This window comes from Acinetobacter kanungonis (assembly GCF_009939195.1).
Lineage (GTDB): Bacteria > Pseudomonadota > Gammaproteobacteria > Pseudomonadales > Moraxellaceae > Acinetobacter > Acinetobacter kanungonis.
In genome coordinates this window covers 40,664-65,967 of sequence record NZ_JAACKC010000005.1, presented here as the reverse complement: position 1 = coordinate 65,967, position 25,304 = coordinate 40,664, and the positions used below count along the sequence as shown (strand labels likewise).

The following is a 25,304-nucleotide window of genomic DNA, read 5'->3' as shown; positions in this document are numbered from 1 at the left end:
CTTAATCTTTTGGCTCAATCTGACAAAGTAAAGGATGACCTTGAGATCGAGCGTAATTATTGACTTGGTTCGCTTTGGTTTCCGCGATGTCTCTTGGATAGACGCCTGCAATACCTTTACCTTCGTAATGTACTGTTAACATTACTTGAGTGGCTTGGTCAAGATTCATTGCAAAGTATTGTTGTAAAATTTCAATAACAAAGTCCATTGGGGTGTAATCATCGTTCATTAAAACGACAGCGTACAGCGGAGGACGCTTTAATTCGGGTGGTGCAGTCTGTACAGCCACATCCCCATGCTCTTCATGCTGAGGCTCATCCACTAAACGAGGATTAAAATGCCAGTCCACCAAACCAGACTGAATGAAACTGCTTTTAATGTCGTTTAGACAAATTTGTCGTTTTGAATTTCGCATATGATCATTTACAACTATTGGGCATTCGCTTCAGCTTGTGGAATTTCAGAAATATTGGCAGCTGGTGTCTCTACTGCATTCCCTTTCGCCCAACTAAAGCGCTTAATTACAGGTGTATTCGTTCCAGTTAAACGAACCTCTACAAATTGTGGGCTAAACCCTTTCGGCATGGTCCAGCGACCAGTTAAACGCTCATACTCATCAAAGTTAAAGTTTTTATCTTCCATGGGAACAACCAAAACTTCAGTACCTTGAATCAGTCTTAACTCTACTTGACCAGAAGTATTGCGTTTACTCGGGCTGACTTGAACCAAATCCAGTTGATATTCAAATGCATTTTCAGGTAATGGCTTAATACTCAGGTTCTGAACCGTCAAGCTTAAACCACCACGCTGACGCAACACTTCCCGATACAGCGCACTTAAACTCCGTGCCTGTGTTTCACTGTCTTTCGCCTGATTTAATGCAGCAAATAGATCATTTGAATTACTTACGGCCACATCACGCTCTTGTACCGAAGTATTTATGCTTTTGTTCAGGTCTTCGAGCGTTTGCTTTTGCTTTTGGACCACTTCAACCAGTTGTTCCGCATCTGCATCATAACCAACTACAGTTAAACCCTGTCGATGTCCAACCGAATAGCCAATAAAACCACTTCCAATGACCAAAACAGCGGCACTAATAACCAAAGGTAAATTGGTTTCGAGAAAAGGCTTTTTGACTGGATCATTCGATTGTGACGTAGTGTTCGAGTCAGTATTCTGCATCGTCATCTCTTATTTTGAATTATTCAAAACACACATTTAAAGCTAAATTTAAATGTGTGTGAAGGTTTTTAACATGTTTTAAGGCAATAAACCAATGCCTTCAAGCCCTGCAGTCTCATCAAAACCAAACATCAAGTTCATATTCTGTACAGCTTGACCCGCAGCACCTTTGACCAAGTTATCTTGCGCAACCAGAACCACCAGTTTTTTCGGTTGTGGTTTATACAATGCAATACGTAATTGATTCGCGCCACGCACTGAGCGAGTCTCTGGTGAACTATTTTCAGGCATGACATCGACAAAACTTTCGTTGGCATAGAATTGCTCATACCATGCTTGTAAATCGAACTCAGCGCCCGCATCGGTTAAGTCCACATAAATAGTACTGAGCATGCCACGAATCATGGGTACCAAATGCGGAACAAACAAGATCTGATCAAACACACCCGTTTGACCTGAAATGTTTTCTAAAGCTTCCACAATTTCAGGATGGTGACGATGTCCTGCCACACCATAGGCTTTAAAGTTGTCGGCATTTTCTGTATAGATCATCCCCATACTCGCCTTACGACCTGCGCCAGATACACCTGATTTCGCATCAATAATAATGCTCTCAGGTTTAACCAATATGTCGCTGTGCTTAAATAATGGCGCCAAACCTAGCTGTACAGTGGTCGGGTAGCAACCCGGATTACCAATGACATTTGCCTGCTTAATTTTGTCTCGGTTCAATTCGGATAAACCATAAACAGAATCTTTGAGTAATTCAGGACAAGCATGTTGCATGCCATACCATTTTTCGAATTGCACTAAATTTTGTAAACGGAAGTCGGCTGCCAAATCAATGACTTTGGTATTTGCAGCCACCAATTCTTCAGCATGTTTCATGGCAACACCGTGTGGCGTAGCAAAAAATACAACATCACACTGTTTTAATTGTTCAATATTCAAATCTGAATATTTAAGATCGGTATGACCGCGTAAGCTCGGGAACATATCATCTACACGGCGGCCATCTTCAGTACGTGAAGTCAGTACATTTACTTGTACATTTGGATGTCGAAGTAATAGGCGCAACAATTCAACACCTGTATAACCTGTTCCACCAACAATACCTACTGAGATCACGTGCTTTACCCCTATTCAAAAGCATGAATTTTGTAACTGCGTAGTATGACAGGAAGTTAGTGCTTTCTAAACTGTTTTACTTGGAATTTATATGTTTTCGTGTTGTTCAATCATTAATGCAAAGCAGGAATATTTAAATTTTGATAATTCCAACCAATACGATTTCGACCAGAGCGCTTGGCGGAATATAGTAATTGATCTGCTACTTCAATCGCCTGCATAAAATCCTCTCCATCGACCTGTACTAGACCGAAACTGGCGGTAACTGACGTGTTTACCTCAAACGACTGGCACGTTTCAATACATGATCGAATCCGTTCAGCAACATCATAGGCTTGCTGCTCACTCTTAACCTGCAACAACAGAATAAACTCTTCACCACCAAAGCGTCCTACGAGGTCGTGCTGTCTGACATTCTCACGAATAATTTGACTGACTTGTTTTAAAATTTGATCGCCTAACAGATGTCCATACTGGTCATTAATACCTTTAAAATGATCGATATCACACATCAACAGACAATAAGAAGACTGAGTTATTTGTGAGAGTTTGAATTTTGCCCTTTCATAAAAACCACGGCGGTTCAACAATTGTGTCAATGGATCTTTTAATCGCTCATCATTCAATTGATGAATAATATCTCGCACCAAAGTTCCTAGCAGCACCATTGCAAACCACATACTCAGGAAAATACTTGCAGCCAGCATTATTAGCCACCACACCGAGGTAACCAGCATCTCTGCTTCAATATCTCCTAAGAAGAAGTAAATAATAAAGCCGCGCGCAAAAGTATAAAGTACGATAAATAAATAAGAAAAATCGACGATCTTATTCAGTAAATCTACCTGTTGATATTGTTTAAATATAGAGAATAAAACCAGTGCTTCTACCGTGGCAATCGTGAGATTAAGAATCAACATTCTGATCCATAATTCATTATCCACATAAGAGAAATAGCTTAATAACAATAATGCAGTCGTTATTAAACCTAAGCAGTAATAAGAATACGCATTTGCTTTTTTCCTTAACCCCATCGCATAAGCACTTGCCCAAGCACCAAAAAAGTACATGGCCCCTATCACTGGAGCATACAATGCCAACTCTACATTAGGCATAAAACTTTGTGCAGCAACTGAAAATGAAGGCACAACATAACCCAAGCCCATCCAAAACAAGTATTTTGGAGCCTGATAAAAGTAATGGCATATTAAAAACAAGCTCCCCATTAAAATTAGGCAAGCTGGCACAATTAATATAAAGTAATGGGTATACGAGAAGCTCACAGCCAATACAAAAAGTCTGCACTAAAAGTAAGTGCAGTTTAGAACATTTACCGACAAACTCAAACTCGCAATATTCGGTCTTATTATTTTAAGAAGAGAACCACCAAAATTGTAAGGGCGTATTTTTTAAGGTGTGACGATGCTGTTTAAAATTTGCATCATGTTCAGCAACTTTAGCCCAGAAATACGGACTATGATCAAAATATACGGTATGCGCTAATTCATGGATACACACATAACGTACAATCTCCAGTGGAAATAATGCCAAACCACTATTCAACATAATGTCGTGCTTTGCACTACAACTACCCCAACGGGTTTTAGGCTGACGAATAGAACAATCACCAAACTTTAAATCCGTCTCTAGCGCAATTTGTTTTAAATAAATCGGCAAATAATGCTTTGCATAAGCAATCACAAAGGCTTTTAAATAGCTTTCAGGCTGACGATCACTAATCAACAGCTGATGATTTTGTTCATCCAAAATAAAAGAATGCTTTTGTGTTTTATAAATGACTTGTAAAGGAAGTTCTCGATTAAACAGGTTTAATTGTGTCGGCAGACTACGATCAAGCTGTCCTGATTTTTTCTGCTGTTTCTGCCAAGTTTCAATCATCCATTGTTCAGATTGTTGCAAAAAGGTCTGAATCTGTTTTTTGGTGCAGAACTTTGGCACCGTTAAGCGAATTTGAGTGGGTTCTACACGTAATCGTAAACGTGTTGCACGTGCATGATGGGTGATTTGAATTTCAGGAAGTGTGGTCTGTGTCATATTTTTATTGTGTTTTGAATCCTCCCCAACCCTCCTTTTTGAAAGGAGGGAAAATCATCAGACATCAAATCAGATGAAGCTCCCGCTAAAAAAAGGGATTTAGGGAGGTTTAATGTAATGAATTAAATTGCAGTACGTTCTTCAATACCGTTGTCAGTAGCGACTACAGCAATATCTGCCTTGTTTAATGCAAAAATACCATTACACACCACACCTGGAATGTTATTGATGGTTTTTTCTAATTCAAGTGCATTCAAGATATTCAAGTTATAAACATCCAAAATCACATTGCCGTTATCCGTGACCACGCCTTCACGATACACAGGATCGCCGCCCAAACTCACAATTTTACGTGCTACAGCAGAACGCGCCATTGGAATCACTTCTACAGGTAATGGAAATTCACGACCCAATTGCTCAACCCATTTCGAATCATCCACGATGCACACAAATTTCTTCGCAATAGATGCAACAATTTTTTCACGCGTCAGTGCAGCACCACCACCCTTAATCATGTGCATGTGACGATCAATTTCGTCAGCACCATCCACATAAGCGTCTAAACCACCAACATGGTTCATATCAACCACTTCAATGCCAAGTTTCTTTAAACGCTCTGCTGTTGCTTCAGAACTTGCTACCGCTGCTTCAAGTTGAAGTTCTGGTAAAAGTTCAATTAAAAAATTAACGGTACTACCTGTACCTACCCCTAAAATGCCCCCTTTCGGTAAGTGTTTTAAAGCAGCTTTAGCTGCTGCTTGTTTTTTCTCGTCCTGGGTTGCATAAAGGCTCATGACTTCTCTCTATTAAATTTCAGATTCTTTGCACATTTCGCATAATTTTAAAACGCAAATGTGCAGGGGTTTGTTACAATGAGCCCCTATTTTAAACTGTTAGATGGAAAATTAACATGCTGTCTCGTTTGGTTCGACAAATTTTACAAGCAACGGTGTATGACGTTGCAATCGAAACCCCACTCGAAGCAGCGCCACGAATTAGTGAAAGGCTAAACAACAACATTCGCTTTAAACGCGAAGACTTACAACCGGTCTTTTCTTTCAAACTACGCGGTGCCTATAACCGTATTAGTCAATTACCGAAATCTCAGTTGGAACGTGGCGTTATTACTGCTTCAGCAGGTAACCATGCTCAGGGCGTGGCTTTATCTGGTCAAAAGTTAGGTATTCGCGCCATTATTGTCATGCCAAAAACCACACCTGATATTAAGGTACAGGCAGTAAAACGCTTAGGTGGTGAAGTTGTATTACACGGCGACTCATTTGATGTTGCCAATAAATATGCAATTCAACGCGCCAAAGATGAAGACATGGCATTCATTCCCCCATATGACGACGAATTGGTGATGGCAGGTCAAGGCACCATTGCCAATGAAATTTTACGTCAATGGCGTGATGTCGAATATGTGTTCGTTGCCGTTGGTGGTGGTGGTTTAATTGCTGGTATTGCCGCTTACCTCGGTGATGTTGCCCCGCATGTTAAAATTATTCCTGTGGAATATGATGAATCGGCTTGCTTAAAAGCGGCATTTGAAGCCAATGAACGTGTAATTCTGCCTTCTGTAGGTCTATTCGCTGATGGTACTGCTGTAGCACAAATTGGTGAAAAACCGTTTGAAGTGCTGCAACTGCAAAAATCAGATAACTCTGGACCCATCGTTGAACGCGATGTGGTGCTGGTGAATACTGACGAAATCTGCGCTGCAATTAAAGATACCTATGATGAATGCCGTAGCATTGTAGAACCATCAGGTGCAATGGCTTTGGCAGGCATTAAAAAATACGTTGAAGAACACAATATTCACGGTAAAAACATGGTTTCAATTGTTTGTGGTGCAAACATGAACTTTGACCGTTTACGTTATATTGCTGAACGTACAGAGCTGGGTGAACGTAAAGAAGCCATTTTTGCGGTCACTATTCCAGAAGAAAAAGGTTCATTCCTTAAGTTCTGCCGCGCATTGCAAGGTCGTAACATTACTGAGTTTAACTACCGTGCCAGCAATGCCTCAGCTGCTCAAGTCTTCGTCGGCATTAGTTTGAAAAGTGGTGAAAAAGAACGTCACGACATTCATGAGCTTTTAAAAGCGCAATACGATGTTGATGACTTGTCTGATGATGAAGTGGCAAAACTCCACATTCGCTATTTGGTCGGCGGTCATGCGGACTTGGAAAATGAACGTCTTTTCCGAGTCGAGTTTCCAGAACGTCCAGGTGCATTACTCACCTTCCTTGAGCGCTTAGGCCCTACGCATAACATTACCTTATTCCATTACCGTAACCACGGTGCAGCAGAAGGTCGTGTCTTGGTCGGTCTAGAAGCCAGCGATGCCAAACAAAATCCTGATGGTTTAATTGAGACTTTAGAAAGTATTACCTATCCATATGTCGAAATTACCAACAACCTCGGCTACCAACGCTTCTTGAAATAAGTCCATAGTATCCATTAAACAGAGTCTTTATGGCTCTGTTTTTTATTTCAGCTTATTTTAAATTGCCCAAGACATTTCAGAAGGCTGATATTTTTCGACTTTCAAACCCGCTTCATCAAACTGCTGATTAAACTGCTCGCAGAATGCTTCAATTTTTTTGGGTTGATTCGGCACCGCCAACCAATAATGATCTTTTCCCCAAAGCAATAACAAAGCGTAATTCTGTGTTTTTAAAAATTTATAAATTTCATCCAAAATGATTTCTAAAATTTGATCCTGCACCTTATAAAACCGCCCGATCACGTGCTCAAACTGCTCATAGTGCTTAAGAATCGGATCTGCACGCATCTGGATTTGCGCCTGTACCATCTCAATTTCAGTGGTCATGTGTTGAAAAATCGGATGCCCGCTTAAACCATTTTCCAAATATTGGTGAATATTTAAAGCAATCAAACATTCAAATTGCTCATCACTTTCTACCGTATTCAACCACGTTAAAAAATATTCTGCTCTGGCGCGATGCTTCTTTTTCGGTAATGGATTCTCCTTAAGTTGTGGAAACCATTTCTTTAACTGTTTATAAATTTTCTTCTCATTCATCTCAAAATCCTTATTGTTTTATTCATTTTGCTTTTACTAAATGTACAGTCAATGCCGCAAAACTTCATTTCAAGTATCAATTAACGCTATGATTAGACATTATGAAATTTAAATGTGTAAATAATAATACACCTAACAAATTAAGGACCTTGCATGGCTCAATTTGCAGTAATTGGTTTAGGGAGTTTTGGTGCAACCGTTGCAACCGAACTGGTTGAGTTAAAACACGATGTCATTGGCATTGATAGCAATAAAAAGTATGTGGAAAATATTTCCGATGTACTCACACATGCAGTGATTGCAGATGCGACAGATGAACATGTACTTAATGAATTAAACATTCAAAACTGTGATGCAGTTGTGGTGGCAATTGGTGAAGATATTGAAGCCAGTATTCTGTGTGTCTTGCATCTTAAAAATTTAGGCATTGAAAAAATTTGGGTCAAAGCCAAGTCTGAATCTCACCACATGATTCTCAGTCATTTGGGCATTAATAAAATTATTCATCCTGAAGAAGACATGGGCGTGCGTATTGCACAATCCCTCAGTTACCCAATGGTCAGTCGCTATATGTCTTTGGAAGATGACCGCTACATTGTTAAAGTTGAAATTAAAGACAACTTACACGGAGTGCGTTTACAAACCATTAGTGAGTACAACACTGAAATTAAATTAATTTTACATAAACGAGGCAAAGACGTTTTATATCACGTTGATCCAAACTTAATTTTACAACGTGGCGATATTATCGTGGTCGAAGGTCATCTCGAGCAATTACGCAGATTATCAAATCGCTTTAAATAATATGAAAAAATTAAGAAAAAAGCCCAAAACCACAGTCAACTTAAGCCCGCCAAGTTTATTGGCCTTGGGTTTTCTCAGCTTTATTGTGATTGGCACCTTGCTGCTGAAATTACCTATTTCACATCATGGGGATTTACCGTGGATACATGCACTGTTCACCGCAACATCTGCCGTGACCATTACAGGGCTTTCAGTGGTGAATGTCGGCGAGGCTTATACGGTCTTCGGCAAAATTGTCATCATGCTTTTACTACAAAGCGGTGGCTTGGGTTTTATGACCTTTGCAATTTTAGCGGTGATGAGTCTTTCAGCTAAAATTGGATTAAAACATCAGATCATGGCACAAGAAACCATTGGGCAAACCAGTTTGTCTAAAGTTTCACATACCATCAAAGCTGTGTTCTTATATTCTTTATTTTTTGAAGCGATTGGCACATTCATTTTGACCATTGCCTGGATGCAAGAATACGACTTCTTAAAAGCCTTCTTTTATGCTGCTTTTTACAGTGTTTCAGCATTTAACAATGGTGGATTTTCATTATTCCCAAACAGTCTAATGGACTTCTCCAGCCATTACTTTATTACCTTCACCATCAGTCTACTGTATATCATTGGTGGGATAGGCTTCTTGGTCCTGATGGACATCAAACGGCATAAAAGCTGGAAAAAACTCAGCCCAAACAGCAAATTGATTCTGCTGACCATTGCAGGACTCAATCTGATTGCATTTGTCGCCATCTGGCTGTTAGAGGCGAATAATCCACTCACTTTAGCTCCCATGAGTATCACCGATCAGGCGGTCAATGCTTGGTTCCATGCAACCGTTCCGCGCTCATCGGGTTTTAACAGCCTAAATGTAGGCAGCATGACAGATGCTTCAACACTGTTCACTATGGTACTTATGTTTATTGGTGGTGGCTCTTTGAGTACCGCAGGTGGCATTAAAGTCGGTACCTTTATTGTGGTAACGTTGAGTGTGATTAGCTTTTTACGCCGTGCTGATGAAATCCGTATTTTCAATTTTTCTATTCCGCAAAATACTTCGTTTAAAGCTATGGCTGTGGTTTCGATTACAGCCATGTTGGTGTTTATCGGGTTTTTAACTTTGCTGTTATTAGAACCTAAACATCATTTTCTAGACTTACTTTTTGAAGCGGTATCGGCAGCGTGTACCGTCGGACTCTCGCGTGGCATTACCTCAGAGTTGCAACCTGCTAGTCAGGTCGCCTTAATGTTACTGATGTTCGCGGGTCGACTCGGCCCCCTCACACTCGCTTATATGATTGCAACGCCAAAGAAAACACGCTTAAAACACCCACCTACCGACATTCAGATTGGATAACTCGAAAAGTATAAAAACTTCAGGTGAAAATGATGCCACTTTTCACTTGAAGTCATTGGGTTCTTTATATATGTTCAAAGTAGTCAAGCGGGCACGTTTAAATTTCTGTAATTGTTTACTATATTTTTTAAAAACAATAGATAGTGCCTTTTACTTGAAATGAATAACATCCATAAACCCGTGCCATTAGATTCTTAAATTACAAATGCGCCAAGTTAATTAGAAAACATTTATAATCCTATATCCCAATTTAGAAGCCTGAGAATGAAAAAACAAACATTATGTATCCTGACCGCTTCAACCCTTATATTTTCGGCTTGTGCCAGTAAAAAAAATGACTCTCAATTAGACACACTTCTAAATCAACAGCCAAAGTGGCAATTAGCCGACCACTGGAGAGCAGATCGAGACGGTGCGGATCCTAATCAACCTACACTGATTGCAACGCAACGATTTGTCGATGAGCAGAACCTCAAGTCACTTCAATTTAATACGCCATTTTTGGTCAGAGAAAAAAGCATTGTTACGGCAATAGGTGCTTCTGGCAAAGCGGAAGATACGATCTTTACTCAAGTCTTACTGCTTGATTGTGCCAATCTCAAATTCGCTCGTGTCTATGAAGAAACTCAAGATCATGATGACACTGGCAAAGCGAGACAACATACTGAAGTATTGGTTGATTTAAATAAAGCGGTGGATGCATCTAAATGGAATATGTTTTTAAAAGGTTCCTACGCTGCTGAACAATATTGTGCTAAAGCACCTGACTTTAAAGCATTTAATCCACCTAAAAATGACACACAAAAGGATTGGAAACTAACCACTCCTGATGAAAGAGTAATGCCAAACTACATCAACAAAGAAGATCTCAAGCACGCCAGTCTAGATCAGCCCTTTCCTGTGCGCATGAAACGCTATGATGAATTTTCTATTGAGGGAAAAGCAGCCACTTCAGTGGTCAATGAAGTCCTGATCAATTGCAAAGAACAAAAAGTGGCGAATATTGCGCAAAGATATTATGCAGATGATTTTGAATTCAAACCGAATACGAATCCAATCTTAGTGACCGAATTCATTGAAATAAAAGATCCCAACCATGTACAAGAAAATCAATGGTATAACATAGGAAAAGATTATTTAGATCATACAGGTATTTGTAGTAGCGCAAAATAAGCATTTTTAGGGCCTTATTTTGCCCCCTGATCAAGCTTTAATGCAAAGCATAGATACACCGTAATATCTCCATATAAAAAAGCCTGAAATTTGCATTTCAGGCTTTTTTTATCAGCTAAGCATCAATACCAATTCAGTAATGACACCCCTAAGCCGACATAGGTTGCACGGTGATTATAATCAATCAGGCTTTCACCATATCCATCAAACAATTGGAACTGCCCACGCAATTTACCTCGAATAGGGAAAGACCAATCGAACTGAACAGCGCCATGCGAATCATCCCCACCTTTTAAAGAGTGACGTAGCATTAAAGAGAAATCATGATCGTTCTTGCGATAGAACGCCGTAATGTCCCCACGCCCCACATAATCTTTAATGTCGGGGTTGTTATCATCTTTCGCATCTTCATCAAAACGATACCAAGGACGAATCATCAAGGCAAAATTTTCGCGTTCGAAGCCCACATTTAGAATTGCTCTGTTCCAACTCCGCGACAACGGATCTGAACGACCATTGGATTGGTGATTTAAGGTAATCCCCAGTAAACGCCCACTTAACCCGAACAGCTCATAATTGGTGCGGAACATGAGACTGGCTTCTGGCTCGTAGTTGGTTTCACGAAATGGGCGAGACTCATCTTCGTTATAGACTTGCCAGCGTGATGATTGGGTATAGCCCAACCATACATCACCATTGTCACCAAATAAATTTTCAACCGCTTTGGTTTTCAGAGAGATCTGGAACTTCGCTTCAGTAGACTTTAAGTTCTGGTCTTCCGTTACCGTATTTTTCACATTTGGACTTTCAGGAAATTCATTTTTCTTACTTGACCAAAACACAGGTAATAAATATACAGGCTTATAGGCCCGTATATTCCAAGTCCCCAGCTTACTGTCTGGTGACAGCTCCCAGCGCTTATCCAGTAAAGATTGGTTTGGATCAATCTTTAGACCTTCCAAAGCAAACAGATTACTAAAACTACTGCCTTCTTTTTCAGTCTCTTTGGCTTCAACAGGTTTAGACTCAGCCTGCTTCACTAAAACAGGCTCTGCTACTGCTGGTTTCACTTCGGTTGCGGGTACTTTAAACAAAGCATCATAACAAGCCAAACGATCAGCATTGGATTCTAAAGCGACACATGCTTCAGGACTAGCAGGCGATATTTGAGCCGCTGGATCTTGTGCATGTGCAGCAGTAAATGCCGAGCCGAGCAAAACCATGCTCAGCGACAGCACACTACGTTCAAATGCTTTGAACGCCATAGACACCTCTTTTCTTATTGTATTAATTCACTTGATAAATCTCGAAGCCCAATGCCGACAACTCTTCTTTTTTCGCCATTGGTGCAACTACAGCTTTATTGGCAGTTTGATTAAGCAAATACTGTTCCGCAACGCGTTTTAAATCTTCCAGCGTTACAGCAAGTAAACGTTCACGCAATTGCTTGCGGAATGCTGGCGTACGTGCATGTAACAATGCATAACATCCGGTAATTGCTTCACCTGCTGGCGAACCAGGCTTATCCATTGAGGCAATGAGACCTAAAATCGCTTCTTCCAACTGGTGGGGTTGCTGTTCAGCATTTAATAACCATGTCACACTGGCTTCAAAATCATTAAACGTTTCTGCTAAGCGTGGGTCACGGTAACTATAGAAACGGAACGAACAAGCATTACCGTCATAACTTGCGCCACCACCATAAGCACCACCTTTTTCACGGATCGCACTATGCAAGAAACCATTACGTAAATACGCAGCCAATACCATCAGCGGTGCAGCATCGGCATGCGCAACATCCACCGCAGGATAAGCAGATGCACAGAATTGTACATTGGCTTGAATCAACCATGCCTGATCTTGAGACTTCACTTCTGGGGTGACAAGCGTAAGTGTTTGTCGGGTTTTATCCACAGCAAGCTTGTCCCATACTGTTTGAATCTCTTCTAACAGACGATCAGTTTGATGCTCTTCACACACCAACAAGAATTGCTTCGGTGCCTGTAACAACTTGCGATGAATCAACTGCAACTCAGCAATCAGATGGTTATAAGCATCTTCATTCGATTCAATTTTTGATACTAGCTCACCCAACCAGTTCAGTGCACCCAAACCTGTGTTGTTATAGTCACGCAACGCTAAAGCACTGTGCTGACGCGATGCGATCTGCATAGCATAACTATGTCCTGAACCAGACAAGCGCGACTGCCAACGTGTTTTACGCTGTTGTAGCAACTCAACAATACGGTCTTTTTCGTCAAAACGTAGTTGTTCAAAAGCGATCTTAAGCAAGCGAATGGCTTCTAAGTTATGCACCAAAGATTTTGTGGTTAATGTCAACCAAGCACTGATCTTCTGTTTGTCATCCACTTTAGAACGTAGTGATGCACCCATGCCCAAACCACCGCTCACAGCAGTTTGTAATTGTTGCAGTTCTAAATAATCGTACTCACCTGCACCCACTTCACCAAGCAAGATAGACAATAAGTTGAAGTACGGTGATTGTACAATTTCATCCGGAATTTGAATCAAGACTTGTTGATAGTAAATGCCGTTGGTACCCGCATGATACAAATTCAATGGAGTATCCAAACCATTGCTGATAATTTCACGCAATTGTCCTTGTACAATCGGCAATTCAGCAGGTACATCTTCCAAGCCCACTTTCGGCAAAAGATTCAAATCATCAGGCGTATCTTGACGGACTTTTAATGCTTCGGTTTGCGCAATAATTTCAGCTTTTTGTGCTTCAGTTAATTGCTCGCCAATCGCAGCCAAACGATCTTTTTCTGCTTGTGTTTCTTTTGCAGATTTGGTTGCATCAGGCACCAAGGTCATTTGCACACGATGTGGATTATCAATCAAATGCTCTTGAATCAGATTTGAAAGCCACATCGGGTCTTGCAATTCTTCTTTGACTTGCTCCATCGCGGTGTCTACATCCCAGACATGGATTGGGTCACTATGGTGAATTGCACTACTTAAGCCATTCAAAATCAGACTTAAACCATACGGCATACCATCACCATTGATTTCACGCTGATGCAATTCAATTTGATGCAAAATTGCATCAACCAAAGCTGAATCAATTGGTTTAGAGGCTACATCTTGAAGAACTTTAAATACACCTTGTTTGAAAGTTTCTGCATGTTCAGGATTTGAACCCTGCACACCGCAAAAGAACGTCATTTCAAAGTTAGAATCATCCACACCCATAATTGGACCCGTCGATTGTGCATAACCACAAGTTTCTAAATAGTGACGTAAAGGAGATGCTGAGTTCTCAAGTAAGACACCTTCAACCAAACGCATACCTAAACGCAGTTTGATATCACTGGCTTGTGGCAATAACCAAGAAATAATGTGATAGGTCTTATCTTTCAAATCTTCTGCATCGACTGCATAAGACTCGGTCACAGTCACTGGCTCAGCTAAACGATGTTCAGGTTTAGAATATAAAGTTTCGCCCTTACCAAATTTAGATAATGCTAAACTTTCAAACTGTTCTTGTAATTCAAATGCAGATTGACTACCAAACGTCATAAATACCGCATTACTTGGATGGTAATGTGATTTATAGAAATCGACTAACTCATCGTAAGTTAAGTCTGGAATATCCTTCGGATCACCACCTGAATTGTAGTGGTAGGTCGTCTTTGGGAACAAATGATGCGCCAGTTGATGATAAAGCTGGTCTGAAGGTGAACTCATTGCACCTTTCATTTCATTGAAGACTACACCTTTATATACAGGGACATCATTTTCAAGCTCAATACGAATACCTTCTTGAGCAAAATCTAATGGATTCAGATTGGCTGCAAATGCGGCATCTAAATACACTTCAAGCAAGTTTTGGAAATCTTTCTTGTTCTGCGTTGCAAATGGATATGCCGTCCAGTCTGCCGCAGTAAACGCATTCATAAAGGTATTTAATGAACGACGGATCATTAAGAAGAACGGATCACGCACGGGGAATTTTTCAGAACCACATAATGCCGTGTGCTCTAAAATATGCGCTTCGCCTTTTGAGTCCATGGGCTGGGTACGGAAAGCCACCAAAAACACATTTTCATCATGATTGGTTGCAAGATGATAGTGGATGGCACCAGTCACTTTATGCTGATACTCAGTCACTAAAATATCTAAGGCTTCAACATGGTGTTGACGAATCAACTGAAACGCTGGATGTACTGTTTGAGAAAGGGTTTCAGTGACATCTACAGTCATGTGCGCTCCTAATAATCTTTTAAATAAAACTGAAATGATTATAGCTTTAGTTTGAGCCATAATTCACGTATAAACCCGAGTATTTTATTCAGGTCAGAAACAACACACAGCAATAGACTGCGTATTGCACAAATTAAGCTAAATATTTGAAAACTAGATTAAATATTTAAAGTAGTTATAGCTCGGATTATTTTCAACCCAAACATAGTTCTGCTTTTGATAGAAATCTGCCGCCAAACGTGTATCTGTTTGTAAGCAAAGTGCTGAAAAATTAGGCTTGGCTTTTGTTTCCAGAAAAGCCAATAAGTCTTTGCCGACACCATGACGTCGATATTTGGGATGCACATAAAAACGACGCACTCGCCCAATGCGACTTTTTTGCCCTTCTTCTTCGCGTTGCTGATTTAAACCACCACAACCAATTAACTTATCACCATCGTATGCAATTAAAAAAAACTCACCTTCATCTTGAAACCGATTTTGACCACTTGCATATTCGTCAATGAGACGCTGAACAACATTTACTCCTTCTTTATTTGCCAGCTTGAGTAAAGTCTCAATTTGAGCGGGTAATTGTTCAGCTTCTTTAATGATGAGTTCCATTTTCTATCTGTTACCTAACACTGGTTTTGCCTATTAAACAATAAAACACAATCAATTAGGCATAATCTTGAATTTTATTCACAAAACTTCTGCAATCCTGAGCATTGGTGTAAACTTAGTGTTTTATTTTTAGATGTGACTGAACGACATGAGCTCTGTTGATCTTTTTGCAATTGGTAATGCGCTGATTGACCAAGAATTTAAAGTTTCTGATGAATTTCTTACGCAACACAATCTGCAAAAAGGAACCATGCAACTGACTGATGGTGATCAACAAGCTAACTTATATGCTCAACTGCAACAGTCTGAAGTGTATAAAGGTCAAGCTTCAGGTGGTTCTGCTGCCAATACCACGGTTGCATTTAGTGCTCTCGGTGGTACAGCATTTTATGGCTGCCGCGTAGGTCATGACGAACTCGGTAAAATCTACCTCGATGGTTTAAATGATGCCGGCATTCAAACCACAGCGAAATCGGTCAGTGAAGGTGTAACAGGCACATGTATGGTTTTGGTTAGCCCTGACTCAGAACGTACCATGCAAACCTATTTAGGCATTACCGCAGAACTTTCTGCAGAACAAATTGACTTTGAACCGTTGAAAACTGCTGAGTGGCTTTATATTGAAGGTTATTTGTCTACTAGTGCGACCGCGCGCCAAGCAGTCAAACAGGCTCGTGAAATTGCACGTGCAAATGGTGTCAAAATTGCATTAACACTGTCTGATCCAGCCATGGTGCAATACGCGCGTGAAGGCTTAAATGAACTGTTAGATGATGGTGTAGATTTACTTTTCTGTAATCAGCAAGAAGCCATGATGTACACCGAAACCACCATAGTTGAAGATGCATTGGCAAAATTAAAGCTACTCAGTCAGTACGTTGTAATTACACTAAGTGCTGAAGGTGCAGTCATTTCATCTGATCAAGAAACTATTCGTGTACCTGGTCGCGCAGTCACTGCTGTTGATGCCAATGGTGCTGGCGATGCATTTGCGGGTTCTTTCTTATATGCATTGAATCAAGGTCAAAGTTTACAAACCGCAGCCGAATTAGCCATCTTGATTTCAAGTGAAGTGGTTTCTCAGTTTGGTCCACGCTTGGCTAATCAAGACTATGCGCAATTGCTTGCAAACTTTCAAAAGAAGGAATGTGCCTAATGCATAAAATCTGTATGACCGAAGACATTCCTGAGCGTGAAGCACGTGCTTTTGAAACGCCAAATGGTGATACGATTTTTATTACGCAACGTGATGGCGCTTTTTTTGCCTATCAGAATGTCTGTCCACATTTACAAGTTGAACTTGAGTTTCTTGAAAATCAGTTTTTAGACCGTGATCAAGAATTCATTGAATGCTCTACCCATGGTGCACTCTTTGAGGTGGAAACAGGTGAATGTATTTCTGGTCCTTGCCAAGGTCAATCACTTGAAAAGGTCGAGATAACTGTGCATTCTGATGGCGGAATCTACCTGCCTGAATAATCGATGGAATTTGCCATGCTTGAGCTATTACATGACATAAATTTAATGCCGTTTCATTTAAGTTTATTTGCCCTTGTATTGCTCAGCATGGTGGAAACCGTGGGCTATTTTCTAAAGATTCGTCCAAGTCAGTTTTTCAAACGTATCATTCCGCAAAAAATTGCTGAAGCACCACTCCTCAGCGTTAAGTTTTCTAAAATTCTTATCCTCGTTTTCTTACTGATGAATTTTAGCTTTTCTGGCTACTTCCTCCAGTTCAGCTATTTCGCACAACAAGAAAAATTCTTGCCTGCATATTACGTGATCTTACCTGCGCTAATTATTGCAATTTTTTTCACGGTTTTTATGATTCATTGTTTGGATCAGGTGATTCGACCTAAACAAATCCAACTTCAAGCCAATTTACTAGGTAGACTGGCAACAATTTCGAGTGGAAACGCACGACCAGGTTTCTCTGCACAAGCACGTGTTCGAGATGAATATGGTCAATTACACTATGTACAAGTCGAGCCTGAATTTGGTGAACTTGAATTCCAGTCACAGATTATTCTGATTCGAATCAAGCACTCGCACTACATAGCAAAAAAGATTTCAAAATCGAATCAATTGTTCTCTAGCGATATGAACAAATAATCCACTAGCATATGTGCTGTCTCTTTAGATTGGATGAATTCCCTAAACACTTGCAGCTAATCCACTAGCTCACAACTTTAAAATAAAGCGCAGCTCACATTTAAGACTGGATCATAAATTCACATCAGGATTGACTGAGAACAGTCTCACTCGTCATCTTTCTTTCTATTCAAATGTTATTTGCAATAAATTTTGTTTTCTTCAATTCCAAGATTCATCTCCCATTTAAGTCCTCGTATTTCTAGATTTTGTTCATCTGCGCAGTGTGAACACATTCCCAACATCTGATTTCTCAGCAGTGATATAAAAATTTACAAATAAGCCTTCCCTACCTCAATCAATCATGTGTATATTTATTAATCAACAATAAATAACATGAGAATCAAAAAATCAGCAAAATTTAAATCCGATCTTTATGCTCCAGTTTACTTATTGGTCTATTTTTAAATAGACTAAAACACTTGGTTTTATATTTTTTAAATATAAGTATTTTTGTCGGATTTTATCTTATTTAAATATAAGTGTTTTAGTCAGGTTTATTTAATGAAAAATTTAGAATAAAAAACATCATTTTTGATTACAACTTATTGTTTTAAATACACTTAATAATATATTTTTATTTTAAGTGTATTCCCTATTTATTTTTTGTATAAATTTGTTTAATAATACACAGTAAGTTTCAAAAACAGGCTTATTCGTATGAGCTTAGTTCCAAAAGATTCTAACCAACGTCTAGTTCGTGAAATAACGATCATATTAATAATTAAGGTCGTTATCTTACTCACGATTAAACATATCTGGTTTGATGCACCGACTATTCCCAAAAACTTTGACAATCAAGTTGCTGAGCGTATTGCTGGCAGTCCTTCCCAAATCAAGGAGACACGTTGATGATTTCTGAAAGCGTGGTCGATCTTTCGCGGTTCCAATTTGCAATGACCGCGATGTATCACTTTATTTTTGTTCCACTTACTCTTGGTCTAGCTTTTATTCTTGCCATTATGGAAACGACGTACGTCATTTCTGGCAAAGAAATTTATAAAGACATGACTAAATTCTGGGGGAAACTCTTCGGTATTAACTTCGCACTCGGGGTGACTACTGGTTTGACCATGGAATTCCAGTTCGGTACAAACTGGGCATACTATTCGCACTATGTAGGCGATATTTTTGGTGCACCACTGGCGATTGAAGGCTTAATGGCTTTCTTCCTTGAATCAACCTTTATTGGTTTATTCTTTTTCGGCTGGGATAGACTCTCCAAAGTACAACATTTAGCTGTGACATGGCTGGTTGCACTGGGTTCAAATATGTCCGCCCTCTGGATTTTGGTTGCAAACGGCTGGATGCAAAATCCTGTCGGTTCCAAATTTAACTACGAAACCATGCGTATGGAATTGGTAGATTTCGGCGCGTTGATTTTCAACCCTGTTGCCCAAGTTAAATTTGTACACACCGTTTCTGCAGGTTATGTGACTGGCGCTATCTTTGTATTAGCCATCTCAAGTTATTACCTACTGAAAAAACGTGATGTGCCATTTGCTCGCCGTTCTTTTGCCATTGCTGCAATCTTCGGCTTGGCATCAACACTCTCTGTTATTTTACTCGGTGATGAATCTGGCTACGAGTTAGGTGATGTTCAAAAAACCAAACTTGCTGCAATTGAAGCAGAATGGGATACACACCCTGCACCAGCACCATTTACTTTGTTCGGTATTCCAAACAAAGAAACCATGACCACTGACTATGCAATTAAAGTTCCATATGTCATGGGGATCATTGCAACACGTTCTACAACAAAAGAAGTAACTGGTATTAAAGACCTTTTAGTTCAACATGAAGAACGTATTCGTAATGGTATGGTTGCATACTCTCAACTTGAGAAACTTCGTGCAGGTGACACATCTCCTGAACTGAAAGCCGCTTTTGAACACACGCAAAAAGATTTAGGCTACGGTCTACTCTTGAAAAAATACACACCAAACGTTGTAGATGCTTCTGAAGATCAAATCAAATCTGCAGCTTTAGACACTATTCCGCATGTACCAAGTTTGTTCTGGGCATTCCGTGCAATGGTGGCTTCTGGTTTCTTAATGTTATTGCTGTTCGTTTTGGCAACTTTTGCTGTGGCTAAACGTAATGCTGAAAACAAACCTTGGTTACTTAAATTCGCATTATTTGCTTTACCGCTTCCTTGGATTGCAGCACAAACAGGCTGGTATGTAGCTGAAGTAGGTCGTCAACCTTGGACAATTGGTGAAGTATTACCAACTCACTTGTCTGCTTCTACACTTTCAACTGCTGACATTTGGGGTTCTATCACAGCATTGGCCGTGTTCTACACAGTACTTCTGATTATTGAAATGTACTTGATGATTAAGTTCTCTCGCCTTGGTCCAAGTGCACTCCATACTGGCAAATATCACTTCGAAAAAAATGCTGCTCAAGATAACTCTGTTGGGGAGGCTCAATCATGATCGAATATGAACTTCTCAAAATTATTTGGTGGGTGTTGGTTGGTGTCTTACTGATTGGCTTTGCCCTCACCGATGGTTTCGATATGGGCTCAATGGCAATCATGCCATTCGTAGGCAAGAATGATGAAGAACGTCGTGCAGCAATCAATACGATTGCTCCACACTGGGATGGTAACCAAGTCTGGTTTATTACCGCGGGTGGTGCATTATTTGCTGCATGGCCAATGGTTTATGCAACTGCCTTCTCAGGAATGTACTGGGCGCTGTTATTGGTCTTATTTGCCTTATTCTTACGGCCAGTAGGCTTCGACTACCGATCTAAACTTGAAAACACCAAATGGCGCACGTCTTGGGACTGGGGTCTATGTGTCGGTGGTGCTGTTCCTGCGCTAGTCTTTGGTGTGGCATTTGGCAATATGTTCTTGGGCGTACCGTTTACTTTAGATGAAACTGTTCGTTCAACTTATACAGGCAGCTTCTTTGCCCTACTTAATCCATTTGCTTTAGTGTGCGGTATTGTAAGTTTATCCATGCTTTGTGCGCATGGTGGTGCATGGCTGATGCTTCGTACTGATGGTGATTTAAGAAAGCGTTCCGCGAAAGCAACACAGTTAATGGGCATTGTATTCCTCGTCTGCTTCCTAGCAGCAGGTGCATGGTTATACTTCGGTGGTATTCAGGGTTATACCTTAGTAACTCCGTTTGATACCAATGGTGTAGCCAATCCTTTAGCAAAAGAAGTACTGACAAATGCTAACCCAGGCTGGATGAATAACTACAGCACTTATCCAATTACAATTGTTGCGCCAGTTCTTGCGATTTTAGGTGCTCTCATTGTGATTCTCGCTGCAGGTCAAAATAAAGCAGGCTTATCATTCCTTGGAACTTCTTGCTCAATTATCGGTGCAATCTTAACTGCTGGTTTCGCGTTATTCCCATTCCTTATGCCTTCAAGCATCAACCCTGTTGCAAGCTTAACCATGTGGGATGCGGTATCTAGCCAAACTACACTGACTGTAATGACTGTTGCTGCATGTATTTTCGTACCAATTATCTTGGGTTATACCACTTGGTGTTACTACAAAATGTGGGGCGTTATTACCAAGAAACATATTCAAGAGAATTCACATAGCCTTTACTAAGGCAATGCTTAGGAGAATAAATTATGTGGTATTTTGCATGGATTCTCGGTATTTTGATGGCATGCTTTGCTGGTGTACTCAGTGCCCTGTATATCGAACATCATCAAGATTTAGATGAGGAATAAACCATGACAGAAGTAGCAATGACAACAGAACAGCCAAAAAAACCAAATAAACTGGTCATGGCAGTGTCCTTTTTGTTGGCATTGCCTCTGGCTGCAGTTTTGCTGGTTCATCCAAGTGCAATGCTGGATGCCAACGGTGAATATAGTCACCGTGCCATGATGTTTATCATGATTGGCATCTCAGGTGGTTTTATTTACGGCGTCGGCTTTATTCCACGCTTCTGGCTCTGGAAGTGGCTATTCAGCCCTTTCATTGCTTGGCCCCTGATGCTATGGGGATATTACACTTGGTTCCTCGCCTAACTAAAAAGCCCTCTTGATGAGGGCTTTTTTAATATCATGGCTTATCGAATGGTTTTAAGGATGTGCTGTAACTCAATAGGTCTTAATGGCTGACCCACATTCGCTTCTATAGGATATGGAATTTTAAGTTCAGTGAGCTGATAAACCCGACGCTGATAATAGGCAACTAACTCAGTGCGTACATCCAATACATACATGACATATGCTTCAAGATTCGGCTGAATCAAAAGTGCCTGTTCTTCTCCAAAAGAAAGTGTGGTTTTACCAATTCCGGTATTTTGCAAACTCGGGTCTACACTGAAAGTTCCAATTTCAACTTCATTAAGATTAAAACTCAAACCAATACACGCCACGATTGCTGAACTTGAGTGCTCATGGCTCATTTCAGCAACATACAAATGGAAGTCTTGATTCGCGAATGCCTGTCGTAATTGCTGTTCATCAATTCTTAAGCCTGCAACAAGCTCAGCCTCATTTGTCCAGCTTCGAGCTGTTTGTTCACGATAAGCCCGATTAATTAAATCCAGTAATTGTGAAATATCATCTATTGATGCTTTACGGAAAGTCAATTCTGATGTCATGCATACCCTCTGTTATATTTCTATTTTATTAAAATGAGTCTGCTTAATTTTATTCGACAAATATCATTTTGATTGAGTTAAGCCACCTAGAATTAAAAATGCCAATGACGAATAAGCTTAGGCTATTTTATAAAACCCATAAAAAAAACCAGCTCCTCAGAACTGGTTTTTTTAGATCCTTATTTCGGTTCAATCGGCGCAAATGGCGCAACCACATCGGCATTTTGCGCACGGTGACGCATGAAATGATCCATCAACACGATTGCAAACATTGCTTCTGCGATTGGCGTAGCGCGTACACCAACACATGGATCATGACGACCTTTGGTCAGTACATCTGTGTTTTCACGATCGATATTAATGGTTTTACCAGGTGTGGTAATACTTGCAGTCGGTTTGAGTGCAATAGCAACACGAATGGTTTGACCACTAGAAATACCACCTAAAATACCACCAGCATGATTTGCCAAGAAACCATCGGTAGTCAACTCATCACGAGTCTCATGACCAAACTGTTCCGCAACTGCAAAACCATCGCCAATTTCTACACCTTTTACGGCATTAATGGACATCATGGCATGTGCAATATCGGCATCTAAACGGTCAAAAACTGGCTCGCCCCAACCTACTGGCACGTTCTCAGCCAAAATTTCCAATTTAGCACCGCAACTGGTACCTTGTTCACGCAATGAAGTAACTAAAGCTTCAAAACGTGACACTGCATCGACATCCCCACAGAAAAATGGGTTATTCGGAACTTCATTCCAATCTAACTTTTCTGCTTTTTCAGTACCAATTTGGGTGACGTGACCACGAATCAAAATACCGAATTTTTCCGCTAGATATTTCTTTGCAATGGCACCTGCAGCTACACGCATTGCGGTTTCACGCGCACTTGAACGCCCGCCACCACGATAGTCACGGAAGCCGTACTTTTGTGTGTAGGTATAATCCGCATGACTCGGACGGAAAGTCTGCGCAATATTGCCATAATCCTTCGATTTTTGGTCTGTATTGCGAATTAACAAACCGATTGGCGTACCCGTAGTTTTGCCTTCAAAAACCCCTGAAATAATTTCAACTTCATCTGGTTCTTTACGCTGGGTTGCGAACTTTGAAGTCCCCGGTTTACGGCGATCTAAATCTTTTTGTAAATCTTCTGCTGAAAGCTCAAGTCCTGGCGGTACACCATCCACAATCGCCATCAAGCCTACACCATGAGATTCACCACAGGTCGTTACACGGAAGAGTTGTCCAATACTATTACCTGCCATGTTCACGACTCCTTATGCTTGAACAGATTGAATGAATAAATCACGGAATTGACGGCATTGTGCAGCTGTTAAAGCAAAGATGCCTGAACCACCTTTTTGGAATTTCAACCAGTGGAAATCAATGGTATTAAAGTTTTGTTTCATAGCCCATTCAGAATTACCCACTTCAATGACAATCAAACCATCTTCAGTTAAGTAGTCTGTCGCTTGAGCCAGCATTTTACGGACTAAGTCTAAACCATCTTGACCCGCAGCCAACGCCAATTCTGGCTCATGACGGAATTCATCAGGCAAGTCAGCCATATCTTCCGCATCGACATACGGCGGATTCGATACGATTAAGTCGTACTGGTTTTCAGCAGGAATTTTTGAGAATAAATCTGACTCTAACAAGGCAACTTGATATTGCATGTTGTGATGTTCAGTGTTGATTGACGCCACTTCCAAAGCTTCTTTAGAAATATCCGTCGCATCAACTTCAGAATCTGGGAAAGCATAGGCCAAAGCAATCGCGATACAACCTGAACCGGTACACATATCTAAAATGCGTTGTGGTGTTTTAGGTTGCGTATTGGCTGGAAGATTATTGTCCGCTGCACGCATTTCACCATTTTCATCTAAACAGTACGGTGCAAAACGGTTTTCAATCAATTCAGCAATTGGCGAACGCGGAATAAGTACACGTTCATCGACATAAAATGGCTTATTAAAGAAGTAAGCCAAGTTCAATAGATATGACGTTGGAACTTTTTCATTGATACGGCGTTCAAGCAACTGAAGAAATTCAGCCTTTTCACTGGCCAATAATTTTGCATCTAGAATTTCTGAGTCTGCATTCCAGTCCAATGACAACGTCTGTAACACCAGCGCTGAACTTTCAGCAAAAAAGTCTTCTGTACCTTGACCTAAATGTGCATCGTATTGACGTAATGCTGTCACCCCAAAACGGATAAAATCACGAATCGTGGTAAGCGTTTCAGCGGCTTCCTGTAAATATTCAGGGCTAATAGTCGGTCGATCCACTTAAGGCGTCTCCAAAGTTCAGAATCATAAAAACGGCTTATGATACCTTGTTTTGCCTGATTTTATAATGCTTAACTTTGTTTCTCCTGTATTTCATTCCATTTTTCAGTCACATGCAATTGAATACAAATTTTCTAGTCCATACCCCATTCAACGAAATGATCCTAGATTGAGCAAGCTCAAATATAAAGATACAAAACATCCACTATTCTCTAAAAAAGCAACTTGAAACTGACATGTTCGCATCTTATATATAAGGCATTATTTACTCTTCTTCTCGCTATGAGTTACAAACATAACAACCTGATGGCTATGCGCCAGAATTATTGGAATAACGAATCTTCAGAGATTCAATCCGAAAAGTTATTTTTAATACAGCAATTATCTGAACAACACATCTACAGCAACCCGACCCTAGACGACGCAAAATATTTATTTTTTTGTTTGCCTAGTATTGTCATTGTCAAAGGTTATGCACACGGCTTTAGCCATAGCAGTGTCCACGCCATGATTACGGACTACATACAAAGCCATAAAGTACAGCTGTCCAACAAGGAAACTCTGAAAATTAAATTTCATATGTAAACCGCATCTTCTGATTTGTACATAATTTTCATGTAGAACCAAAAAAACGGTGTCATTCAGCAAGTTAAACTTTTTTAATACGTGAAGACACGTTAATATCCGTTACAATTAACTTTTCT

At 40.3% G+C, this 25,304-nt stretch carries 26 protein-coding genes; 13 read left to right on the top strand and 13 right to left on the bottom strand.

Annotated features, from left to right (window positions below):
* Position 1 precedes the first annotated feature (1 nt).
* From clpS to rpiA, 6 genes are all read right to left on the bottom strand, one after another.
* Complete coding sequence (gene clpS, locus GWK51_RS11170; RefSeq protein WP_100240720.1) at positions 2-415, bottom strand: ATP-dependent Clp protease adapter ClpS; 414 nt, start codon at positions 413-415, stop codon at positions 2-4.
* A gap of 14 nt (positions 416-429) precedes the next feature.
* Complete coding sequence (locus tag GWK51_RS11165) at positions 430-1,182, bottom strand: DUF6776 family protein (RefSeq protein ID WP_161933758.1); 753 nt, start codon at positions 1,180-1,182, stop codon at positions 430-432.
* A 78-nt stretch (positions 1,183-1,260) separates the two neighbouring features.
* Positions 1,261-2,310, bottom strand: coding sequence for an N-acetyl-gamma-glutamyl-phosphate reductase (gene argC / locus GWK51_RS11160; RefSeq protein ID WP_161933757.1), 1,050 nt, complete (start codon positions 2,308-2,310; stop codon positions 1,261-1,263).
* A 113-nt stretch (positions 2,311-2,423) separates the two neighbouring features.
* Positions 2,424-3,536 (bottom strand): GGDEF domain-containing protein, encoded by a 1,113-nt coding sequence (locus GWK51_RS11155; RefSeq protein ID WP_171519177.1) that lies wholly within the window; start codon positions 3,534-3,536, stop codon positions 2,424-2,426.
* Positions 3,537-3,681: 145 nt separating this feature from the next.
* Positions 3,682-4,365: a YgjP family zinc-dependent metalloprotease gene (locus GWK51_RS11150; RefSeq protein ID WP_161933755.1), complete on the bottom strand. Its 684-nt coding sequence runs from the start codon at positions 4,363-4,365 to the stop codon at positions 3,682-3,684.
* 122 nt (positions 4,366-4,487) lie between these two features.
* Complete coding sequence (gene rpiA / locus GWK51_RS11145; RefSeq protein ID WP_100240716.1) at positions 4,488-5,159, bottom strand: ribose-5-phosphate isomerase RpiA; 672 nt, start codon at positions 5,157-5,159, stop codon at positions 4,488-4,490.
* A 116-nt stretch (positions 5,160-5,275) separates the two neighbouring features.
* On the opposite strand from rpiA, the gene ilvA reads away from it, so the two are divergent.
* Complete coding sequence (gene ilvA, locus GWK51_RS11140) at positions 5,276-6,814, top strand: threonine ammonia-lyase, biosynthetic (protein ID WP_100240715.1); 1,539 nt, start codon at positions 5,276-5,278, stop codon at positions 6,812-6,814.
* Between the two features lie 57 nt (positions 6,815-6,871).
* On the opposite strand, the gene GWK51_RS11135 is transcribed toward ilvA, so the two are convergent.
* Positions 6,872-7,414 carry a hypothetical protein gene (locus GWK51_RS11135; protein ID WP_100240714.1) on the bottom strand — a complete coding sequence of 181 codons (543 nt, stop codon included), beginning with the start codon at positions 7,412-7,414 and terminating at the stop codon, positions 6,872-6,874.
* 153 nt (positions 7,415-7,567) lie between these two features.
* Between GWK51_RS11135 and GWK51_RS11130 the strand changes: the two genes are divergently transcribed.
* The 3 genes from GWK51_RS11130 (at position 7,568) to GWK51_RS11120 (ending at position 10,733) form a co-directional block, all read left to right on the top strand.
* Positions 7,568-8,218: a potassium channel family protein gene (locus tag GWK51_RS11130; protein ID WP_100240713.1), complete on the top strand. Its 651-nt coding sequence runs from the start codon at positions 7,568-7,570 to the stop codon at positions 8,216-8,218.
* A gap of 1 nt (position 8,219) precedes the next feature.
* Positions 8,220-9,560 (top strand): TrkH family potassium uptake protein, encoded by a 1,341-nt coding sequence (locus GWK51_RS11125; RefSeq protein ID WP_161933754.1) that lies wholly within the window; start codon positions 8,220-8,222, stop codon positions 9,558-9,560.
* A 264-nt stretch (positions 9,561-9,824) separates the two neighbouring features.
* On the top strand, positions 9,825-10,733 hold the full coding sequence (locus tag GWK51_RS11120) for a hypothetical protein (RefSeq protein ID WP_161933753.1): 909 nt from the start codon (positions 9,825-9,827) through the stop codon (positions 10,731-10,733).
* A gap of 122 nt (positions 10,734-10,855) precedes the next feature.
* Here the strand turns inward: GWK51_RS11120 and GWK51_RS11115 are convergent, their stop codons facing one another.
* The 3 genes from GWK51_RS11115 to GWK51_RS11105 form a co-directional block, all read right to left on the bottom strand.
* On the bottom strand, positions 10,856-11,998 hold the full coding sequence (locus GWK51_RS11115; protein WP_161933752.1) for a phospholipase A: 1,143 nt from the start codon (positions 11,996-11,998) through the stop codon (positions 10,856-10,858).
* A 22-nt stretch (positions 11,999-12,020) separates the two neighbouring features.
* A complete protein-coding gene (locus tag GWK51_RS11110) occupies positions 12,021-14,960 on the bottom strand; it encodes an insulinase family protein (protein WP_161933751.1) in 2,940 nt (979 codons plus the stop codon).
* 153 nt (positions 14,961-15,113) lie between these two features.
* On the bottom strand, positions 15,114-15,563 hold the full coding sequence (locus GWK51_RS11105; protein WP_100240708.1) for a GNAT family N-acetyltransferase: 450 nt from the start codon (positions 15,561-15,563) through the stop codon (positions 15,114-15,116).
* Between the two features lie 148 nt (positions 15,564-15,711).
* Here GWK51_RS11105 and GWK51_RS11100 point away from each other — a divergent pair, with 148 nt between their 5' ends.
* From GWK51_RS11100 to GWK51_RS11065, 8 genes are all read left to right on the top strand, one after another.
* Positions 15,712-16,719, top strand: a complete 1,008-nt coding sequence (locus tag GWK51_RS11100) for an adenosine kinase (protein WP_161933750.1) — start codon at positions 15,712-15,714, stop codon at positions 16,717-16,719.
* A gap of 14 nt (positions 16,720-16,733) precedes the next feature.
* The gene (locus GWK51_RS11095) at positions 16,734-17,042 is read left to right on the top strand and encodes a Rieske (2Fe-2S) protein (protein WP_171479181.1); all 309 of its coding nucleotides are present in this window, start codon (positions 16,734-16,736) and stop codon (positions 17,040-17,042) included.
* Between the two features lie 15 nt (positions 17,043-17,057).
* Positions 17,058-17,675 carry an OB-fold-containig protein gene (locus GWK51_RS11090; protein WP_100240886.1) on the top strand — a complete coding sequence of 206 codons (618 nt, stop codon included), beginning with the start codon at positions 17,058-17,060 and terminating at the stop codon, positions 17,673-17,675.
* 699 nt (positions 17,676-18,374) lie between these two features.
* Entirely contained in the window at positions 18,375-18,566 is a 192-nt protein-coding gene (gene cydP, locus GWK51_RS11085) for a cytochrome oxidase putative small subunit CydP (RefSeq protein ID WP_161933749.1), read from the top strand.
* Entirely contained in the window at positions 18,566-20,152 is a 1,587-nt protein-coding gene (locus tag GWK51_RS11080) for a cytochrome ubiquinol oxidase subunit I (protein ID WP_100240705.1), read from the top strand. Before cydP ends, GWK51_RS11080 begins: the two co-directional genes overlap by 1 nt.
* Positions 20,149-21,294: a cytochrome d ubiquinol oxidase subunit II gene (cydB, locus tag GWK51_RS11075; RefSeq protein WP_100240704.1), complete on the top strand. Its 1,146-nt coding sequence runs from the start codon at positions 20,149-20,151 to the stop codon at positions 21,292-21,294. Before GWK51_RS11080 ends, cydB begins: the two co-directional genes overlap by 4 nt.
* Positions 21,295-21,317: 23 nt before the next feature.
* Positions 21,318-21,419 carry a cytochrome bd-I oxidase subunit CydX gene (gene cydX, locus GWK51_RS11070; protein WP_002120988.1) on the top strand — a complete coding sequence of 34 codons (102 nt, stop codon included), beginning with the start codon at positions 21,318-21,320 and terminating at the stop codon, positions 21,417-21,419.
* A gap of 3 nt (positions 21,420-21,422) precedes the next feature.
* A complete protein-coding gene (locus GWK51_RS11065) occupies positions 21,423-21,722 on the top strand; it encodes a cyd operon YbgE family protein (RefSeq protein ID WP_100240703.1) in 300 nt (99 codons plus the stop codon).
* 41 nt (positions 21,723-21,763) lie between these two features.
* On the opposite strand, the gene GWK51_RS11060 is transcribed toward GWK51_RS11065, so the two are convergent.
* From GWK51_RS11060 to prmB, 3 genes are all read right to left on the bottom strand, one after another.
* A complete protein-coding gene (locus tag GWK51_RS11060) occupies positions 21,764-22,303 on the bottom strand; it encodes a GNAT family N-acetyltransferase (RefSeq protein WP_161933748.1) in 540 nt (179 codons plus the stop codon).
* A 179-nt stretch (positions 22,304-22,482) separates the two neighbouring features.
* Positions 22,483-23,577, bottom strand: coding sequence for a chorismate synthase (gene aroC / locus GWK51_RS11055; protein WP_161933747.1), 1,095 nt, complete (start codon positions 23,575-23,577; stop codon positions 22,483-22,485).
* 12 nt (positions 23,578-23,589) lie between these two features.
* Positions 23,590-24,600 carry a 50S ribosomal protein L3 N(5)-glutamine methyltransferase gene (gene prmB / locus GWK51_RS11050; protein ID WP_161933746.1) on the bottom strand — a complete coding sequence of 337 codons (1,011 nt, stop codon included), beginning with the start codon at positions 24,598-24,600 and terminating at the stop codon, positions 23,590-23,592.
* A 282-nt stretch (positions 24,601-24,882) separates the two neighbouring features.
* Between prmB and GWK51_RS11045 the strand changes: the two genes are divergently transcribed.
* The gene (locus GWK51_RS11045; RefSeq protein WP_142768847.1) at positions 24,883-25,185 is read left to right on the top strand and encodes a hypothetical protein; all 303 of its coding nucleotides are present in this window, start codon (positions 24,883-24,885) and stop codon (positions 25,183-25,185) included.
* Positions 25,186-25,304 lie beyond the last annotated feature (119 nt).

Excerpts from the sequence above, each read along its gene's own strand:
- GWK51_RS11135 (WP_100240714.1), bottom strand. The coding sequence starts at position 7,414 with ATGAATGAGAAGAAAATTTATAAACAGTTAAAGAAATGGTTTCCACAA.
- GWK51_RS11130 (WP_100240713.1), top strand. The coding sequence starts at position 7,568 with ATGGCTCAATTTGCAGTAATTGGTTTAGGGAGTTTTGGTGCAACCGTT.
- GWK51_RS11095 (WP_171479181.1), top strand. The coding sequence starts at position 16,734 with ATGACCGAAGACATTCCTGAGCGTGAAGCACGTGCTTTTGAAACGCCA.
- rpiA (WP_100240716.1), bottom strand. The coding sequence starts at position 5,159 with ATGAGCCTTTATGCAACCCAGGACGAGAAAAAACAAGCAGCAGCTAAA.
- GWK51_RS11080 (WP_100240705.1), top strand. The coding sequence starts at position 18,566 with ATGATTTCTGAAAGCGTGGTCGATCTTTCGCGGTTCCAATTTGCAATG.
- GWK51_RS11165 (WP_161933758.1), bottom strand. The coding sequence starts at position 1,182 with ATGCAGAATACTGACTCGAACACTACGTCACAATCGAATGATCCAGTC.
- GWK51_RS11090 (WP_100240886.1), top strand. The coding sequence starts at position 17,058 with ATGCTTGAGCTATTACATGACATAAATTTAATGCCGTTTCATTTAAGT.
- GWK51_RS11045 (WP_142768847.1), top strand. The coding sequence starts at position 24,883 with ATGAGTTACAAACATAACAACCTGATGGCTATGCGCCAGAATTATTGG.
- GWK51_RS11115 (WP_161933752.1), bottom strand. The coding sequence starts at position 11,998 with ATGGCGTTCAAAGCATTTGAACGTAGTGTGCTGTCGCTGAGCATGGTT.
- ilvA (WP_100240715.1), top strand. The coding sequence starts at position 5,276 with ATGCTGTCTCGTTTGGTTCGACAAATTTTACAAGCAACGGTGTATGAC.
- GWK51_RS11105 (WP_100240708.1), bottom strand. The coding sequence starts at position 15,563 with ATGGAACTCATCATTAAAGAAGCTGAACAATTACCCGCTCAAATTGAG.
- aroC (WP_161933747.1), bottom strand. The coding sequence starts at position 23,577 with ATGGCAGGTAATAGTATTGGACAACTCTTCCGTGTAACGACCTGTGGT.
- GWK51_RS11060 (WP_161933748.1), bottom strand. The coding sequence starts at position 22,303 with ATGACATCAGAATTGACTTTCCGTAAAGCATCAATAGATGATATTTCA.
- GWK51_RS11125 (WP_161933754.1), top strand. The coding sequence starts at position 8,220 with ATGAAAAAATTAAGAAAAAAGCCCAAAACCACAGTCAACTTAAGCCCG.
- GWK51_RS11110 (WP_161933751.1), bottom strand. The coding sequence starts at position 14,960 with ATGACTGTAGATGTCACTGAAACCCTTTCTCAAACAGTACATCCAGCG.
- cydP (WP_161933749.1), top strand. The coding sequence starts at position 18,375 with ATGAGCTTAGTTCCAAAAGATTCTAACCAACGTCTAGTTCGTGAAATA.
- cydB (WP_100240704.1), top strand. The coding sequence starts at position 20,149 with ATGATCGAATATGAACTTCTCAAAATTATTTGGTGGGTGTTGGTTGGT.
- GWK51_RS11150 (WP_161933755.1), bottom strand. The coding sequence starts at position 4,365 with ATGACACAGACCACACTTCCTGAAATTCAAATCACCCATCATGCACGT.
- GWK51_RS11065 (WP_100240703.1), top strand. The coding sequence starts at position 21,423 with ATGACAGAAGTAGCAATGACAACAGAACAGCCAAAAAAACCAAATAAA.
- GWK51_RS11100 (WP_161933750.1), top strand. The coding sequence starts at position 15,712 with ATGAGCTCTGTTGATCTTTTTGCAATTGGTAATGCGCTGATTGACCAA.
- cydX (WP_002120988.1), top strand. The coding sequence starts at position 21,318 with ATGTGGTATTTTGCATGGATTCTCGGTATTTTGATGGCATGCTTTGCT.
- GWK51_RS11155 (WP_171519177.1), bottom strand. The coding sequence starts at position 3,536 with ATGGGGAGCTTGTTTTTAATATGCCATTACTTTTATCAGGCTCCAAAA.
- GWK51_RS11120 (WP_161933753.1), top strand. The coding sequence starts at position 9,825 with ATGAAAAAACAAACATTATGTATCCTGACCGCTTCAACCCTTATATTT.
- clpS (WP_100240720.1), bottom strand. The coding sequence starts at position 415 with ATGCGAAATTCAAAACGACAAATTTGTCTAAACGACATTAAAAGCAGT.